This window comes from Streptomyces sp. SID5643, assembly GCF_009872555.1.
GTDB lineage: Bacteria > Actinomycetota > Actinomycetes > Streptomycetales > Streptomycetaceae > Streptomyces > Streptomyces iakyrus.
Map to the genome: position 1 here is coordinate 134,841 of NZ_WWIC01000041.1, position 16,850 is coordinate 151,690.

Consider the following 16,850-nt stretch of genomic DNA (forward strand, 5'->3'; position numbering starts at 1 on the left):
GGCCGGAGGGCCTGCTTTCATCCTCCGCCCGGGTCACCTGCGCGGCAACCGCACCGCGGCGGGTGCCCGCACGGGCCGGTGGCGTCTATGCCGTGGAAGGCGGACCGCCCTCGTACGCGGCGAGCAGCACGCCGCGTACCCCCTCCGCCGTCACCTCCCGCGGGTTGGCGTACGGCTCGCCCGCGGCCCGGGCCGCCGCCGGGGTCACGTCGCCCTCCGCCAGGCCCAGTTCGGCGAGGGAGCGTGGGGCGCCGAGCCGGCCGGCCAGGTCCCACAGGGCGCGGGGCGCGTCGTCGGTGCCGCCGAGGGCGCGGCTCAGTACGGTCAACGCCTGCGGGGCGGCGGGGGCGTTGTGGGCGAGGACGTGGGGCAGGACGACGGTGTGGGTCCCGGCATGGGGAAGGCCGTAGGTGCCGCCGAGGACGTGGCACAGCTTGTGGTGCAGCCCCATCGTGGTCGTGCCGAGGCACGCGCCGCACAGCCATGCCGCGTACAGGGCCCGGCCGCGCGCGTCGAGGTCCTCGGGGTCGGCGGCCAGCCGCGGCAGCGCCTCGGTCATCGCCCGGACGCCCTCCTCCGCCATGACCGAGACCAGCGGGGAGACGTCCGGGGCGTACAGCGCCTCGACGGCGTGCGCGAGTGCGTTGATCCCGCTGGTCACGGTCAGGGGGAGGGGCAGGGAGAGGGTGAGGCGGGGGTCGTAGACGACGCTGCGGGGCTGGACGACCGGGTCGCGGCCGGTGCGTTTGGCGCCCTGCTCGGTCAGGCCCCACACCGGGGTCATCTCGGAGCCCGAGTAGGTCGACGGCACGGCGATCAGCGGCAGTCCGGTGCGCAGGGCGATCGCCTTGCCGAGCCCGATGGCGGAGCCGCCGCCGACCGCGACGCAGCCGTCCGCACCGGCCGCCCGGGCAGCGGCGACGGCCCGGTCGGCGTCCTCGACGGGCACGTGCATCCGCGCCTCGGGGTGCAGCCCGGCGCACCTGTCGCCGAGGGCGTCCGCCACCGTCCGTGCCACCGGCTCGCCCCGGCTGCCGCACACCACGAGCAGCCGCCGCAGACCCAGGCGGGCCGCCTCGTCCGGGGTGGCCGTGACGGCCGCGCCGGGCCGGAAGACGACCCGCACGGGCCGGGTCTCGTACGTGAACCGCTCCTGGAACGTCATGCGGCCCGCTCCAGGACGAGGTCGAAGCGGGCGTGCCGGAAGGGGTTCGTCACGCCGAACTCCCGGGCCAGCGAGGGGTCGTCCGTCTCCGTGAAGTCCTGGACCAGGCTCTGCTTGACGGCGAACACCGCGTCGGAGTCGAGGTAGTCGCCGCCGGCCACGAAGATGTGCGTGGTGACGGGCGTGTGGCCCTCGGCCTCGGCGATGAAGTGGATGTGCGCGGGGCGGTAGGGGTGCCGCCCGGTCGCGCGCAGCAACCCGCCGACCGGGCCGTCGGTCGGGATCGGATACGCCGCCGGGACGCAGGTGCGGAACCAGAAGCGGCCCTCGGCGTCGGCGGTGAACAGCCCGCGTCCGTTGCCGGCGGGCTGGACTCCGGGCTGCTGGACGTCGTAGTAACCCTTGTCGTCGGCCTGCCAGACGTCGATGAGGGCGCCGGGCAGCGGCGTGCCGTCGGCGGACCGCACCCGGCCGCTGACCACGCACCTCTCGCCGCCGCCCACCAGGTCGATGTCGTCGCCGAGCGCCCGGACCGGCGACTCGGTCAGGTGGAAGGGGCCCAGCACGGTCGACTCGGTGGCCCCCGTCGCGCGATCGCCGTTCAGGGTCTCCACCAGCATGGACAGGCCCAGGACGTCCGACAGCAGGATGAACTCCTGGCGCGTGTCGGTGCAGGCCTGGCCGGTCGCCGTCAGGAAGGCGATCGCCCGCTCCCACTCCTCCTGGGTGAGCCGGGTCTCGCGTGCGAAGTCGTGCAGGTGGCGGACGAGGCCGGTGAGCAGCTCCCCCAGCCTCGGATCCGCGGTCCCGCGCAGGCCGGCGAGGACCTGCTCGGTGATGCCGGCCCCGGTCGCGTCGGTGGTCATCCCGGCTCCTCGTCGTCGACGTCCACTTCGTCCATGATGGCGCGGTCAGGCGTGCCCGAGGATGCGCCGCAGCGCGTCCGTGAGCAGTTTCCCGGCGTCCGGACCGGCGCCGTGGTGCCGGAAGGCGACGAACCCGTCCGGTCGTACGAGGAGGGCGCCCGCGTCCGGGATCTCCCGCAGCCGTGCCCAGTCGCCGTACGGGTCCTCGTACGGCTGCCCGGGGCCGATCACCACCGTGGTGATCTCCACCTCCTGCGCCTCGGCCGCCCGCGCCCAGGCCTCTCCCCCGATGCCGGTCAGCAGGGTGAAGCGGCCCCGGCCGATCGTGTCGAGGGTGGAGAGCGTGCAGGTGCCGGAGGTGATCCAGGCGTGCGGCAGCCGGGCACCGGGCCGGGAGGACGGCTGGTGGTACAGCTCGGGGTCGCGGGCGAAGCCGGGGTCGGGCGTGCCGTCCGGGACGATCGCGGCAGAACCGTCGGCAGGGTAGCGCTGGTTGAGGTCGACGCCGTGCGCGTTGAACTCGTAGACCTTGAAGGCGATCGCCTCGCGCAGCTTCGCCCGCTGCTTCTCGGCGGCCTCGGTGGCGTCCTTGCGGGCCGCGATGTTGGCCCACAGCTGCTCGGGGGTCTGCGGGGAGAGGCCGTCGAGGGCCTCGAAGACCGGGGCGGTCTCCCGGATGGACCGGTTGGCGCGGGTGACGATCTGCCGGCCGACCGGGGCGCGCTCGGTGGTGTAGCTGTCGAGCAGCCTCGGGTGGGCGGTGCCGTCGAGGACCATTCTGAGCTTCCAGGCGAGGTTGTAGGCGTCCTGGATCGAGGTGTTGGAGCCGAGGCCGTTGGACGGCGGATGCCGGTGCACGGCGTCGCCGGCGCAGAAGACGCGGCCGTTCGCGTACGACTCCGCGTACATCTCGTTGACGGTCCACGCCGAGGACGACCTGACGGTCACGGGGATGTCGTCGTCGCCGGCGAGCTGCCGGACGACCGACTCGGCGTACTCGGTGGTCAGGTCGGGTGCCCCGGCACTCACGTCGTAGCCCCAGACGATCAGCCACTCGTTCCACGGGCGCACGCAGCGCACCAGCCCCGCGCCGATGCCGCCGACCGTCGCGCCCGGGGCGAGGACCCAGTAGAGGGTGGACGGGCGGTGGGCGGTGTACTTGCTCAGGTCCGCCTCGAAGACGATGTTGATGCTGCCGGCCACGCCCATCTGACCGCCCATCGGCAGCCCGGTGTCCGCAGCGACCCTCGACCGTCCTCCGTCGGCGCCGATCAGGTACTTGGCGCGGATCTCGTACGTGTCCCCGCGCAGCCGGTCGCGGACGGTGGCCGTGACGCCGTCGGCGTCCTGGGTGTGGGAGAGGTACTCGTTCTGGAAGCGGAGCCGGGTGCCGCGGGCGACGGCGGCGTTGACGAGGACCGGTTCCATGAGGTGCTGCGGCATGTCGCACATGCGGGTGGGGCTGGCGAGTTCGTGCTCGGCCTGCACGAGCGGGTCGTTGCCCCAGGAGCGCACCCGGCCCAGTTCCTCGCCCGCCAGGCTGGTGCAGAACGTCGTGTTGCCCATCAGGTGCTGCGGAGTGGCCTGCGCGACGACCTCCTGCTCCACACCGAGGTCGCGCAGCACCTCCATGGTGCGCTGGTTGGTGATGTGCGCACGGGGGGTGTCGGCGAGGCTCGCGTAGCGGGTCACCACGATGTTGGGGACGCCGTAGGTGCTCAGGGCGAGCGCGGCCGACGCACCGGCCGGGCCGCTGCCCACGATCAGGACGTCGGTCTCGACGACGGTGGACACGGGCGCTCCTGCGGAGGGGTTCGGGCGGCGGGGAGTCGGACCTCGTGATCATGGCGTGCTCCCGTCGGCCTCGGGTGTCTCATTACGAGACACCCGGTGCGGCGGGCCGTGTCCCTACGAGACACCCGGTGCGGCGGGCCGTGTCCCTACGAGACGCCCGGTGCGGCGGGCTGTGCCCCTACGAGACCGCCGGCGGACGGGCCGTGCCTGCCGGACGGGGCCGTGCCCTGCCGGGACACCGGTGAGGCGGACCGGACCCCAGCGGTTGTTGCTCGTTCAACCGAACCCGTTACGGTGGTCCGTGCCGTGACCACCACAGACCCCTCCCCCGCAGCCACCGCCCCGCCCTCGCTGAGCACCGCCCGCGAGCGGTTCCTGTCGGGACGTCCGCTGCCCCCGGACGTGCCGGAGGAGCTCATCGCGGCGTGGCGGCGCGCGCGGTTCTTCGGTGTGCCGCACGACTTGGAGGAGCCGGTGGCTTGTCCGCCGCCTCCCGGGGAGTCGGTCCTGCTCGGTGCCGCCCGGCCGGTGCTCGACCGGATCGCCCCCGCACTGGGCGTGGACGGGTCGCTGCTCGTCCTGACCGACGAGCGACTGCGCGTGCTGTGGACGGCGGGGAGCGTGCCCGGGCTGGGCGGGTGCGCGGTGCTGTCGGAGCAGGCGGTCGGCAACAACAGCGCGGCCCTCGCCCTGCGCGTCCGGAGCCGGGCCGAGGTGCACGGGCCCGAGCACTTCCTCGACCGGTGGCAGGACGTGTCCGCGGTCAGCGTCCCGGTGCTCGGTCCGGAGGGCGGGCAGGTGCTGGGCACGCTGACGGTCGCGTCCCGGCTGTCCGCAGCGCGCCGGCCGCATCCGCAGGCGGCGCTCGCCGAGGCGACCGCCACCGCGGTCGAGACCGAACTGCGGGCGCGGGCCGGGCGGGGCGAGCGGGTGCTGCTGGACGCCTACGTGCGGGCGGCACAGGGACAGAACCGGGCCGTGGTGGCCCTCGACGGCCGCAACCGGCTGGTCAGCGACGCGGCCCAGCGGCTGCTGACGCCCGAAGTGCTCGCGGTGCTGGAACGTACGGCGGCCGGTGCCCGGGACACGGACGCCACGGGCTTCGCGGAGCTGCCGGAGGGAGCCGGGTGCACCGCACATGTCACGCCGGTCCGCCTGGAGGGCAGGCCGATCGGGATCGTGGCCGCCCTGGACCCGCTCGACGATCCGGCGCCCCAGCCCCCGGCCGCGGCCCCGCCGGTCGCACTGACCGGCTCCTCGGTCCCCTGGCGGCACGCCGTCGGCCGTGCCGTCGAACTGGCCCGCTCCCCGGAACCCCTGCTGCTCACCGGCGAGCGCGGCACGGGCAAGTCCGCGCTGGCGCGGGAGCTGTTCGGCCCGGAGCCCGCCCAGGCCGCCGACGCGGCGCGGGACCCGGGTCTCGGCCAGGCCCTGCCGGTGTGGCAGCCCGGCCGCCCGCTCCTGCTCCGTCACGCCGAGCGCCTGGCGCAGCCCGGCGTGGCTGCGCTCAACTCCCTGCTCGACCAGCACCCGGACACCCGGCTGATGGTCACCTACACACCCGGCGCACCGGTCGGCCCCTGTCTGGAGCGCCTGCTGGACAAACTGTCCGCCCGCTCGGTGGCCCTGCCGCCGTTGCGCGAACGCACCGAGGACCTACCGGAACTCCTGCCGGCCCTCGCTCCCCGCACGGCGCCCGGACAGCCGCCGCTGACGTGGACCCTGGACGCCTTGCGTGCGCTCCAGCAGTACCCCTGGCCCGGGAACGTCACCGAGCTGGCCCATGTCGTACGGGCCCTGGCGGAGCGGCGGCGGGCGAGCGGGCCGGTGCGCCGGGCGGAGCTGCCGGACGCCGTTCGCGAAGGGCCGGCCGCGCGCCCGCTCAGCCCGATGGAGCACGCCGAGCGCGCCGCGATCCTGGATGCGCTGCGCCGCCACGGCGGCAACAAGGCACGCGCGGCTGCCGCGCTGGGGATCGGCCGGGCGACGCTGTACCGCAAACTGCGGGAGTACCGGCGCTGAGGCCCGGGAGGATGACGCACAACAGCTCGGGCGGGTCGAGAAGATCTCGACCCGCCCGAGCTGGTCTGTGTCCGAGGGGGGACTTGAACCCCCACGCCCGATAAAGGGCACTAGCACCTCAAGCTAGCGCGTCTGCCATTCCGCCACCCGGACCAGGTGTCTGCCGCCTTGCCAGGGGTGTTCCCCGCGGCGACACGGACAACAATACCAAGCTTTCGGAGTGCCTTTCACCTGCGTTTCCGTGCGCCTGGCGGGGGTCCCGGACCTCGCACTGCGATACCTCTAGGGTCGCACCATGAGTGACTGGATGGTTACGCAGAGATCCCGGGCGGGGCGTCGCCCCCGTGCGCTGTCACCGCTCAGGGAGCATCTGCGGGACACGTTCTGGTTCGCCCCGACCGCGGCGATGGTGTGCGTGTTCGTGGTCTGGGTGGGGGCGGTGGCGCTCGACGCGGCGATCGTCGACGCGCTCCAGGAGGACCGGGACTACGAGACGCTCGGCGAGCTGCTGCGGTTCGCGGAGGACGCGAAGGCCGTGGTGAGCGCGGTCGGCTCGGCGATGATGACCTTCATCGGTGTGGTCTTCAGCATCTCGCTGGTGGCCGTGCAGATGGCCGGCGGGCAGTTCACCCCGCGGGTGGTGCGGCTCTTCGTCCGGAGCCGGATCACCAAGGCGACCTTCGCGGTGTTCCTGGCGACCTTCGTGCTGACCCTGCTGGTCATGACGAGCTTCGACAGTGTCGAGGACCCCCGGGCCGTCACGTCGGCGCCCTTGGTGCAGTCGGTGCTCACCCTGTGCATGGTCGGGCTGAGCCTGTTGCTCTTCGTGCTGTACGTGAACTCCACGCTGCGGCTGATGCGGATCAGCCATGTGATCGCGCGGATCGCCTCGGAGTCGTTCCGGGTGGCCGCCTCGATGCCCGTCCCGGCGGTCGGCCAGGAGGTCCCCGGCCTGGGCGCCGTGACCGCTTCGGTGCCGCACGAGGGCCGGGCGGGGGTGCTGCGGGACGTGCATGTCGCGCGGCTGGTGCGGGTGGCGCGCAAGCACGGGGTCGTCCTGCGGCTGATCCCGCGGATCGGGGACTTCGTGGTGCCGGGCATGCCCCTGCTGGCGGTCCACGGCGGGCCGGTCCCGCCGCGCCGGATGCTGCGCTACGCGATCTCGGTCGGAGTGGAGCGGACCTACCACCAGGATCTCGGTTTCGGGCTACGGCAGTTGTCCGACATCGCGTTGCGCGCCCTGTCGCCCGCGATCAACGACCCGACGACCGCCGTGCAGGCGCTGGACCGTGTCGTCCAGTTCCTGGCGGCGCTGAGCCGGCGGCCGCTGGACGCCGCCTTGCACCGGGACCGGGCCGGTGCGGTGCGGCTGGTGCAGCCGGTGCCGGACTGGACCGAGCTGGTGGACCTCGGGTTCGCCGAGGTACGGGGATGCGCCGTCGGCAGCCCTCAGATCTCCCGGCGCCTGCTGGCCGGCCTCGACGACCTGCTCCTGCTCGCGCCGCCGGAACGCCGCGAGCCGCTGCTGCGCCATCGCGAACTGCTCCGGCAGGCCGTCGATCTGGCGGCGCCGAACGAGGCGGACCGGGATTTCGCCCTGCGCCCGGACCGGCAGGGCATCGGCTGAGCGACATCTCCCCGGAACATCGCGCCGCGCGCCCGGGACCGGTCCGCAGAGGTCCGGCCCGCCATGGCAGGTCGCTCGTCACGGCGTCCGACGCCGGCTCCTCGAAGCGAACCCCGCGGGAACCGGCGTCGGACGCGCCCCCTGCCTCAGGGCAGCAGCTGGTACTCCGGGAAGTTCCCCGGCAGCCGCTCCCCCTCCGGTCCCCGCGTCACGGCGCGCACCAGCAGGTCCCCGCCGACGAACGCGCCGCGCCAGGAAGCTCCGAGCCCGCCGAACAGTTCGTCGCGGTCCCCCCGGGAGCGGGGCGTGCCGTGGCCGACCTTGAACGCGCGGATGTGCGGGGCGAGCCGGTCGTACGTCGCCCGGTCGTCCGTGGACAGCGTGGCGACCAGAGCGCCGTTGGAGGCGTTCATCGCGGCCAGCAGCTCCGCCTCCGTGTCGACCAGGACGATCGTGTCGACCGGGCCGAACGGCTCCGCGTGGTGCAGCGGAGAGGACGAGGGCGGGTTGAGGAGCGTGACCGGCTGGACGTAGGCGGAGGTGTCCTGGCCGGGCAGGAAACGGGCGCCGTCGGGCGTGGCGCGGTGCAGCGGTACGGCGCCGCGCTCGATCGCCTCGGCGACCTGGTCCCGCAGTTCCTTCGCCTTGGCCGCGTTGATCACCGGCCCGAAGTCCAGCTCCGGGTACGGGTCGTGGGGCTGCTCCACGGCGAGCGGATGCCCGACCCTGAGCGTACGCACCGCAGGGAGGTACGCCGCGAGGAACGCGTCGAACAGGTGCCGCTGGACGACGAAGCGCGGGTACGCCGTGCAGCGCTGCTTGCCGTAGTCGAAGAGCTTGGGGATCACCGCGGTGAGCGTGTCCCAGTCCGAGTAGTTCCAGATGCCCCAGGTGTTGAGTCCTTCCTGTTCGAGTACGTGTCGTTTGCCGAGGTCGGCGACGGCCGTGGCCACAGCGGCGCCGGTGTCACGGCCGCCGACGAAGGAGACACAGCCGATCTCGGGTGCCCGCACCAGCGCCTGCGACAGCTCGCCTCCGCTGCCGCTGACGAGGGTCACGGGGATTCCCTCGCGGGCGGCGAGGGCACAGGCCAGGGTCAGACAGGCGACACCGCCGTCGGTCGGGGTCTTGGCGATGACCGCGTTGCCTGCCAGTGCCTGGACCAGCACCGCGTGAACGAGCACGCTCATCGGGTAGTTCCAGCTGGCGATGTTGGACACGGGGCCGTCGAGCATCGGCTCGATCCCGTCGACGTACCAGCGGACCCCGTCGATGGCCCGGTCCACGTCCGCCCGGGCGAGCCGCCAGGGCTTGCCGATCTCCCAGACGAGCAGCAGCGCGAGCAGACCGCGGTGTTCGGCGAGGGCGTCGAGAGTGGCCGCGACCCGGGCCCGGCGCTCCTCCAGGGGGAGATGCCGCCAGGCGCGGTGCTGGTCGAGGGCGGCACAGACGGCCCGGTGGGCGGTGGTTCCGTCCAGGCGGGGCGGCCCGGCGATCGGCATGCCGTCCACGGGACTGACGGCGGGCAGGACCCGGCCGTCCTCCTGCCAGGCGCCGTTCCAGAGGTTGAGGACCCGGTCGTCGCGGAAGGCCTCGGGGGCGACGGCGAGACAGCGCCGCCACGCGTCGGGCCAGGACGTGCCGGTCTTGAGAGTGAGGGTGGGTGCCAAGGGTTGCTCCGCTCTCGGTGCACGGTCGGGGGCGGGGGAATTCGCCGGAGGGGCCGGTTCGGTCATCGGCCGGGGTGTAGGCGCAGCCTGCCCGGCAACCGGCCGGGAGCCGGAGTGGGGGCCCTGAAGTGGGCCGGGGAGCCGGAGCAGGTGGCCCGGCAGCCGGCCGGGGAGCCGGAGTGGGCAGCCCGGCAACTGCCCGGGGGGGCCGGCATGGATGGCCCGACAACCGGCCGGGGAGCCGGAGTAGGTAGCCCGACAACCGGCCGGGGAGCCGGAGTAGGTAGCCCGACAACCGGCCGGAGCCGGAGGGGGTGGCCCGCTAGCGCCCCTCGAGCCGCGCGAGCACCAGCTTCGCCGTCTCGGTCGGTGTGCTGCCCACGCTCACCCCGACCGCTTCCAGGGCCTCCTTCTTCCCGGCCGCCGTACCGGAGGAGCCGGAGACGATCGCACCCGCGTGCCCCATGGTCTTGCCCTCGGGTGCGGTGAAACCGGCGATGTATCCGACGACCGGCTTGGTGACGTGCTCGCGGATGTACGCCGCCGCCCGTTCCTCCGCGTCGCCGCCGATCTCGCCGATGAGGACGATCAGGTCGGTGTCGGGGTCGTCCTGGAAGGCGGCGAGGCAGTCGATGTGGCTGGTCCCGACGACGGGGTCGCCGCCGATGCCGACGCAGGTGGAGAAGCCGATGTCGCGCAGCTCGTACATGAGCTGGTACGTGAGCGTGCCCGACTTGGAGACCAGTCCGATACGGCCCGGCTTGGTGATGTCGGCCGGGATGATGCCCGCGTTGGACTGGCCGGGTGTGATGAGGCCCGGGCAGTTGGGGCCGACGATGCGGGTGCCCTTGTCCTGGGCGTAGGCGGTGAAGGCGACGGAGTCGTGGACGGGGATGCCCTCGGTGATGACGACGGCGAGGCCGATCCCGGCGTCCGCCGCCTCGGCGACGGCCGCCTTGGCGAAGGCGGGCGGCACGAAGACCACGGTGACGTCCGCTCCTGTCGCGCGCATCCCGTCGGCGACCGAGCCGAAGACGGGCACGGCCCTGGGTGCACCTCCCAGGCCCTTCAGGCGCTGGGGGACGTCGAAGTCGACGGTGCGGCCGGCCTTGCGCGGGTTCACCCCGCCGACGACGTTCGTGCCGGCGGCGAGCATCCGCCGCGTGTGCTTCATGCCCTCGCCGCCGGTCATTCCCTGGACGAGGACCTTGCTCCCCTTGGTGAGGTAGATGGCCATGGCGTTCCCTCTCCTCAGGCCGTGCCGGCGAGTTCGGCGGCACGGGCGGCGGCGCCGTCCATGGTGGTGACCTGCTGGACCAGCGGATGGGCGTGCTCGTGGAGAACGGCCCGGCCCCGGGCCGCGTTGTTGCCGTCCAGGCGGACGACGAGCGGCTTGGTCAGCCGGACGGTTTCCAGGGCCTGCACGATGCCGTCGGCGACCGCGTCGCAGGCGGTGATCCCGCCGAAGACGTTGACGAAGACGGATTTCACGGCCGGGTCGGAGAGGATGACCGACAGCCCGTCCGCCATCACCTGGGCGCTTGCTCCGCCGCCGATGTCGAGGAAGTTGGCCGGCCGCGCGCCGCACCCGGCGACCACGTCGAGGGTCGACATGACGAGTCCTGCGCCGTTGCCGATGATGCCCACCTCTCCGTCCAGCTTGACGTAGTTGAGGCCCTTCGCGGCGGCGGCCGCTTCCAGCGGGTCGTCGTGCCCGGTGTCGTCCGCGCCCCAGCGGGCCTGCCGGAAGCGGGCGTTGTCGTCGAGGGTGACCTTGCCGTCGAGCGCGAGGATCCGGCCGTCCGTCGTGCGGACGAGCGGGTTGACCTCGACGAGGAGGGCGTCCTCGCGGACCAGTACCTGCCACAGGCGTACGAGGACGTCGACGGCCTGGGGCGGCAGCCCGGCCGCGTCGGCGATCTCGGTGGCCCTGGCCGAGGTCATGCCCTCGGCCGGGTCGAGGGGGATGCGGGCGACCGCCTCCGGCCGCGTGGCGGCGGCCTCCTCGATCTCCATGCCGCCCTCGGCCGAGGCGATCGCGAGGAAGCGGCCCGCCGCGCGGTCGAGTACGTAAGACACGTAGAACTCGTTCTCGATGTCGACGGGTTGGGCCAGCATGACCTTGCCGACCGTGTGGCCCTTGATGTCCATGCCGAGGATCTGGCGTGCGGTCAGCTCCGCGGCGGCCGGGTCGGCGGCGAGTCTCACTCCGCCGGCCTTGCCGCGTCCACCGGTCTTCACCTGGGCTTTCACCACGACTCGCCCGCCGAGCCTGCGTGCGATCTCGCGTGCTTCCTTGGGCGAGTCCGTCACCTCGGCCCAGGGCACCAAGATGCCGTGTTCTTCGAAGAGTTCCCTTGCCTGGTGTTCGTACAGGTCCATTTCCGGCTCCTGACTGAAAGTGCCGCACGCCCCCTGGACACCACCCACCGGATGCGGGATAACAAGCTTCATACAGTATTCGTCGACTGTATGCAATGTACTGCGAGTCGCTCCAACCCCCTACGAAGGGACAGGACTTCGCCATGCCCGACGACACCCAGGACTTGATTTCCGGTGGTCATCTCGTAGCCAAGGCGCTGAAGGCCGAGGGAGTCGACCGCATCTACACGCTGTGCGGCGGCCACATCATCGACATCTACGACGGCTGCGTCGACGAGGGCATCGAGGTCGTCGACGTACGCCACGAGCAGGTCGCCGCCCACGCCGCCGACGGTTACGCCCGCATCACCGGCAAGCCCGGCTGTGCGGTGGTCACCGCGGGCCCCGGCACGACTGACGCCGTCACTGGTGTCGCCAACGCCTTGCGCGCGGAGTCCCCGATGCTGCTGATCGGCGGTCAGGGGGCCCTCACCCAGCACAAGATGGGGTCCCTCCAGGACCTGCCGCACGTCGACATGATGAACCCGATCACCAAGTTCGCGGCGACCGTACCCGACACGGCCCGCGCCGCGGACATGGTGTCCATGGCGTTCCGCGAGTGCTATCACGGCGCGCCCGGCCCCTCCTTCCTGGAGATCCCGCGTGACGTGCTGGACGCCAAGGTCCCGGCCGCCAAGGCCCGCGTGCCGCAGGAAGGCGCCTACCGCGCATCGACCCGCTCGGCCGGTGACCCCGAGGCGATCGAGAAGCTCGCCGACCTGCTGGTGCACGCCGAGAAGCCGGCCATCCTGCTCGGCAGCCAGGTCTGGACGACCCGGGGCACCGAGGCGGCCATCGATCTCGTGCGGGCTCTCAACATCCCCGCCTACATGAACGGCGCGGGACGCGGCACCCTGCCGCCCGGCGACCCGCACCACTTCCAGCTCTCCCGCCGGTACGCCTTCTCAGGCGCCGACGTCATCGTCGTCGTCGGGACGCCCTTCGACTTCCGCATGGGCTACGGCAAGCGGCTGTCGCCGGACGCGACCGTCGTGCAGATCGACCTCGACTACCGCACCGTCGGCAAGAACCGCGACATCGGCCTCGGCATCGTGGGCGACGCCGGTCTGGTGCTGAAGTCCGTGACGGAGGCGGCCTCCGGGCGCATCAACGGCGGTGCGTCCAAGCGCAAGGAGTGGCTGGACGAGCTGCGGGCCGCCGAGCAGAACGCTCTGGAGAAGCGGCTGCCGAACCTGAGGTCCGACGCCTCACCCATCCACCCCTACCGCCTGGTCAGCGAGATCAACGACTTCCTCACCGAGGACTCGATCTACATCGGTGACGGCGGCGACATCGTCACCTTCTCCGGGCAGGTCGTGCAGCCCAAGTCGCCCGGGCACTGGATGGACCCGGGGCCCCTCGGCACGCTCGGCGTCGGCGTCCCCTTCGTGCTCGCGGCCAAGCAGGCGCGGCCCGACAAGGAGGTCGTCGCGCTCTTCGGCGACGGCGCGTTCTCCCTGACCGGCTGGGACTTCGAGACGCTCGTCCGCTACGACCTCCCGTTCGTCGGCATCGTCGGCAACAACTCCTCCATGAACCAGATCCGGTACGGCCAGGCCGCCAAGTACGGCAAGGACCGCGACCGGATCGGCAACACCCTCGGCGACGTCCACTACGACAAGTTCGCCCAGATGCTGGGCGGTTACGGCGAGGAGGTCCGCGACCCCGCCGACATCGGCCCGGCGCTGCGACGCGCCCGCGAGTCCGGCAAGCCGTCGCTGATCAACGTCTGGGTCGACCCCGACGCGTACGCCCCCGGAACCATGAACCAGACCATGTACAAGTGAGGTGCCCCGATGACCCCTCCGTCCACCAAGGCCCTCGAAGGCATCCGCGTCCTGGACATGACCCACGTCCAGTCCGGGCCGTCGGCGACCCAGCTGCTCGCCTGGCTCGGCGCGGACGTCGTCAAGCTGGAGGCGCCGACCGGCGACATCACGCGCAAGCAGCTGCGTGACCTGCCGGACGTCGACTCCCTCTACTTCACGATGCTCAACTGCAACAAACGGAGCATCACCCTCAACACCAAGACCGAGCGCGGCAAGGAGATCCTCACCGAGCTGATCCGGCGCTCCGACGTCATGGTCGAGAACTTCGGCCCGGGCGCGGTGGACCGGATGGGCTTCACCTGGGACCGCATCCAGGAGATCAATCCACGGATCGTCTATGCCTCCATCAAGGGGTTCGGCGAGGGCCCGTACACCAACTTCAAGGCGTACGAGGTCGTCGCTCAGGCCATGGGCGGGTCGATGTCGACCACCGGTTTCGAGGACGGGCCGCCGCTGGCGACGGGGGCCCAGATCGGGGACTCGGGGACGGGTGTGCACGCCGTGGCGGGCATCCTCGCCGCGCTCTACCAACGGGAGCGCACCGGGCGCGGGCAGCGGGTCAACGTGGCCATGCAGCACGCCGTACTCAACCTGTGCCGGGTGAAGCTGAGGGACCAGCAGCGTCTGGCACACGGGCCGCTCGCTGAATATCCCAACGACGACTTCGGCGACGAGGTTCCCAGGTCCGGAAACGCGTCCGGCGGCGGCCAGCCCGGCTGGGCCGTCAAGTGCGCGCCGGGCGGCCCGAACGACTACGTGTACGTCATCGTGCAGCCCGTCGGCTGGCAGCCGATCAGCGAGCTCATCGGCCGGCCCGAGCTGGCCGACGACCCCGAGTGGGCGACGCCCGAGGCGCGGCTGCCCAAGCTCGGGAAGATGTTCCAGCTGATCGAGGAGTGGTCCTCGACGCTGCCCAAGTGGGAGGTGCTGGAGCGGCTCAACGCGCGCAACATCCCGTGCGGGCCGATCCTCTCCACCCGGGAGATCATCGAGGACCGTTCGCTCGCCGCCAACGACATGGTCGTCACCGTCCCCCACCCCGAGCGCGGCGACTTCGTGACCGTCGGCAGCCCGCTGAAGCTGTCCGACTCCCCCGTCGAGGTGACCAGCTCCCCGCTGCTCGGCGAGCACAACGAAGAGGTCTACGTCGGCGAACTCGGCCTCGGCGACGAGGAAGTGCGCCTGCTCAAGTCGAACGGAGTGATCTGACGTGATGGCGGAAGACCGGGTCTCGCGGGTGCGTTCCCTCCTGGAGTCCGTGCGGGCCGAGGGACGGACCGCGCTGACGGCGCCCGAGGGCAAGGTGATCGCCGACGCGTACGGGATCGCCGTACCGGGCGAGGAACTGGCGACGGACGTCGACGAGGCCGTGGCGTTCGCGGCACGCTTCGGCGGGCCCGTCGTCATGAAGATCGTCTCGCCGGACATCCTGCACAAGACCGACGCCGGCGGAGTGATCGTCGGGGTCGAGGGCGCGACCGACGTACGGGCCGCCTTCCACACCATCATCGACAACGCGCGCGCCTACGACGCCGATGCCCGCATCTCGGGCGTGCAGGTGCAGGAGCTGCTGCCGAAGGGGCAGGAGGTCATCGTCGGCGCGGTCACGGACCCGACGTTCGGGAAGGTGGTCGCCTTCGGGCTCGGCGGGGTGCTCGTCGAGGTCCTCAAGGACGTCACGTTCCGGCTCGCGCCGGTGGACGCCGACGAGGCGCTGTCGATGCTGGACTCGATCCGGTCGGCGGAGATCCTGCGCGGGGTGCGCGGCCAGGCGGGCGTGGACCGGTGGGCCGTCGCCGAGCAGATCCGCCGGGTCTCGGAACTCGTCGCGGACTTCCCCGAGATCGCCGAGGTGGACCTCAACCCGGTGATCGCGACGGCGGAGGGGGCCGTCGCGGCCGACATCCGGGTGATCCTCGCCGAGTCGCAGCCCGTGCCGCGCCGGACGTACTCACGCGACGAGATCCTCACCTCGATGCGCCGGCTGATGCAGCCGGGCTCGGTCGCCGTGATCGGCGCCTCCAATGAGCAGGGCAAGATCGGCAATTCGGTGATGCGCAACCTCATCGACGGAGGGTTCGCCGGGGAGATCCATCCGGTGAACCCCAAGGCCGATGACATTCTGGGCCGCAAGGCGTACAAGAGTGTCACGGACGTTCCCGGTGAGGTGGATGTGGCGGTCTTCGCGATCCCCGCCAAGTTCGTGGCCTCGGCTCTGGAGGAGGTGGGACGCAAGAGGGTCCCGAACGCCGTCCTGATCCCCTCCGGGTTCGCGGAGACCGGCGAGCACGAACTCCAGGCGGAGATTGTGGCGATCGCCGAGCGGCACGGCGTACGGCTCCTGGGGCCGAACATCTACGGCTACTACTCGACCTGGCAGGACCTGTGCGCCACGTTCTGCACGCCGTACGACGTCAAGGGCGGGGTCGCGCTGACCTCGCAGTCGGGCGGCATCGGGATGGCCATCCTGGGCTTCGCGCGGACCACCAAGACGGGCGTGTCGGCGATCGTCGGGCTCGGCAACAAGTCGGACCTGGACGAGGACGACCTGCTGACCTGGTTCGGCGAGGATCCGAACACCCAGTGCATCGCGATGCACCTGGAGGATCTCAAGGACGGCCGCGCCTTCGTGGCGGCGGCGCGGGCCACCGTGCCGAAGAAGCCGGTGGTCGTGCTGAAGGCCGGGCGGACGGCGGCGGGTGCCAAGGCGGCCGGTTCGCACACCGGTGCCCTGGCGGGCGACGACGCCGTGTACGACGACATCCTGCGGCAGGCCGGGGTGATCCGGGCTCCGGGGCTGAACGAGATGCTGGAGTACGCGCGCGCGTTGCCGGTGCTGCCCGCTCCCCAGGGCGACAACGTCGTGATCATCACGGGCGCCGGCGGCAGTGGTGTGCTGCTCTCCGACGCGGTGACGGACAACGGCCTGTCGCTGATGGAGATCCCGCCGGACCTGGACGAGGCGTTCCGGAGGTTCATCCCGCCCTTCGGGGCCGCGGGCAACCCGGTGGACATCACCGGGGGCGAGCCGCCGTCGACGTACGAGGCGACGATCCGGCTGGGTCTGGAGGACCCGCGCGTCCACGCGCTCGTCCTCGGCTACTGGCACACCATCGTCACTCCTCCCATGGTCTTCGCGGAGCTCACCGCGCGCGTGGTGGCCGAGTTCCGGGAGCGGGGGATCGAGAAGCCCGTGGTGGCGTCGCTCGCGGGGGACGTGGAGGTCGAGGAGGCCTGCCAGTACCTCTTCGAGCGGGGGGTCGTGGCGTACCCGTACACGACCGAGAAGCCGGTGGCCGTGCTCGGCGCCAAGTACCGCTGGGCGCGGGAGGCGGGACGGCTGGGGGGCGGTACATGAGGTGAGTGAGCGGGGCCGGCCGACGGTGCGCGTCGGCCGGCCCCGGGAGCCGCACGCGCACGAAAGGCATGGGACAGGGGGCGCTGGCCAGATCTTTC

At 72.1% G+C, this 16,850-nt stretch carries 11 protein-coding genes and 1 tRNA gene; 5 read left to right on the plus strand and 7 right to left on the minus strand.

What is annotated here, in order from left to right:
- Positions 1 to 85: 85 nt before the first annotated feature.
- Genes GTY56_RS04690 through GTY56_RS04700 form a run of 3 tightly spaced genes read right to left on the minus strand, consistent with a single transcriptional unit; the run spans position 86 to position 3,825 of the window.
- A complete protein-coding gene (locus GTY56_RS04690) occupies positions 86 to 1,165 on the minus strand; it encodes a maleylacetate reductase (RefSeq protein WP_161362752.1) in 1,080 nt (359 codons plus the stop codon).
- On the minus strand, positions 1,162 to 2,031 hold the full coding sequence (locus GTY56_RS04695; protein WP_161362754.1) for an intradiol ring-cleavage dioxygenase: 870 nt from the start codon (positions 2,029 to 2,031) through the stop codon (positions 1,162 to 1,164). The genes GTY56_RS04690 and GTY56_RS04695 overlap by 4 nt, the downstream gene beginning before the upstream one ends.
- A gap of 45 nt (positions 2,032 to 2,076) precedes the next feature.
- Positions 2,077 to 3,825 (minus strand): FAD-dependent monooxygenase, encoded by a 1,749-nt coding sequence (locus GTY56_RS04700; protein WP_161362756.1) that lies wholly within the window; start codon positions 3,823 to 3,825, stop codon positions 2,077 to 2,079.
- Between the two features lie 306 nt (positions 3,826 to 4,131).
- Here GTY56_RS04700 and GTY56_RS04705 point away from each other — a divergent pair, with 306 nt between their 5' ends.
- Positions 4,132 to 5,847 carry a helix-turn-helix domain-containing protein gene (locus GTY56_RS04705; RefSeq protein WP_161362758.1) on the plus strand — a complete coding sequence of 572 codons (1,716 nt, stop codon included), beginning with the start codon at positions 4,132 to 4,134 and terminating at the stop codon, positions 5,845 to 5,847.
- Between the two features lie 68 nt (positions 5,848 to 5,915).
- On the opposite strand, the gene GTY56_RS04710 is transcribed toward GTY56_RS04705, so the two are convergent.
- Positions 5,916 to 6,000 (minus strand) — tRNA-Leu (locus tag GTY56_RS04710).
- 142 nt (positions 6,001 to 6,142) lie between these two features.
- Between GTY56_RS04710 and GTY56_RS04715 the strand changes: the two genes are divergently transcribed.
- Positions 6,143 to 7,474, plus strand: coding sequence for a DUF2254 domain-containing protein (locus GTY56_RS04715; RefSeq protein WP_161362760.1), 1,332 nt, complete (start codon positions 6,143 to 6,145; stop codon positions 7,472 to 7,474).
- A 146-nt stretch (positions 7,475 to 7,620) separates the two neighbouring features.
- On the opposite strand, the gene GTY56_RS04720 is transcribed toward GTY56_RS04715, so the two are convergent.
- From GTY56_RS04720 to sucC, 3 genes are all read right to left on the minus strand, one after another.
- Positions 7,621 to 9,144 carry an aldehyde dehydrogenase family protein gene (locus GTY56_RS04720; RefSeq protein WP_161362762.1) on the minus strand — a complete coding sequence of 508 codons (1,524 nt, stop codon included), beginning with the start codon at positions 9,142 to 9,144 and terminating at the stop codon, positions 7,621 to 7,623.
- A gap of 322 nt (positions 9,145 to 9,466) precedes the next feature.
- Positions 9,467 to 10,381, minus strand: coding sequence for a succinate--CoA ligase subunit alpha (gene sucD / locus GTY56_RS04725; RefSeq protein WP_161362764.1), 915 nt, complete (start codon positions 10,379 to 10,381; stop codon positions 9,467 to 9,469).
- Positions 10,382 to 10,395: 14 nt separating this feature from the next.
- The gene (gene sucC / locus GTY56_RS04730; protein WP_161362766.1) at positions 10,396 to 11,526 is read right to left on the minus strand and encodes an ADP-forming succinate--CoA ligase subunit beta; all 1,131 of its coding nucleotides are present in this window, start codon (positions 11,524 to 11,526) and stop codon (positions 10,396 to 10,398) included.
- A 143-nt stretch (positions 11,527 to 11,669) separates the two neighbouring features.
- Here sucC and GTY56_RS04735 point away from each other — a divergent pair, with 143 nt between their 5' ends.
- Genes GTY56_RS04735 through GTY56_RS04745 form a run of 3 tightly spaced genes read left to right on the plus strand, consistent with a single transcriptional unit; the run spans position 11,670 to position 16,752 of the window.
- Positions 11,670 to 13,352, plus strand: a complete 1,683-nt coding sequence (locus GTY56_RS04735) for a thiamine pyrophosphate-binding protein (protein ID WP_161362768.1) — start codon at positions 11,670 to 11,672, stop codon at positions 13,350 to 13,352.
- A 9-nt stretch (positions 13,353 to 13,361) separates the two neighbouring features.
- A complete protein-coding gene (gene frc / locus GTY56_RS04740) occupies positions 13,362 to 14,603 on the plus strand; it encodes a formyl-CoA transferase (RefSeq protein ID WP_107453859.1) in 1,242 nt (413 codons plus the stop codon).
- Positions 14,604 to 14,607: 4 nt separating this feature from the next.
- Positions 14,608 to 16,752 carry an acetate--CoA ligase family protein gene (locus GTY56_RS04745; RefSeq protein ID WP_161362769.1) on the plus strand — a complete coding sequence of 715 codons (2,145 nt, stop codon included), beginning with the start codon at positions 14,608 to 14,610 and terminating at the stop codon, positions 16,750 to 16,752.
- Positions 16,753 to 16,850 lie beyond the last annotated feature (98 nt).

Bases quoted from the DNA above. Each gene is read 5' to 3' on its own strand.
- sucC (WP_161362766.1), bottom strand. From the start codon at position 11,526: ATGGACCTGTACGAACACCAGGCAAGGGAACTCTTCGAAGAACACGGC.
- GTY56_RS04695 (WP_161362754.1), bottom strand. From the start codon at position 2,031: ATGACCACCGACGCGACCGGGGCCGGCATCACCGAGCAGGTCCTCGCC.
- frc (WP_107453859.1), top strand. From the start codon at position 13,362: ATGACCCCTCCGTCCACCAAGGCCCTCGAAGGCATCCGCGTCCTGGAC.
- GTY56_RS04735 (WP_161362768.1), top strand. From the start codon at position 11,670: ATGCCCGACGACACCCAGGACTTGATTTCCGGTGGTCATCTCGTAGCC.
- GTY56_RS04715 (WP_161362760.1), top strand. From the start codon at position 6,143: ATGAGTGACTGGATGGTTACGCAGAGATCCCGGGCGGGGCGTCGCCCC.
- sucD (WP_161362764.1), bottom strand. From the start codon at position 10,381: ATGGCCATCTACCTCACCAAGGGGAGCAAGGTCCTCGTCCAGGGAATG.
- GTY56_RS04690 (WP_161362752.1), bottom strand. From the start codon at position 1,165: ATGACGTTCCAGGAGCGGTTCACGTACGAGACCCGGCCCGTGCGGGTC.
- GTY56_RS04745 (WP_161362769.1), top strand. From the start codon at position 14,608: ATGGCGGAAGACCGGGTCTCGCGGGTGCGTTCCCTCCTGGAGTCCGTG.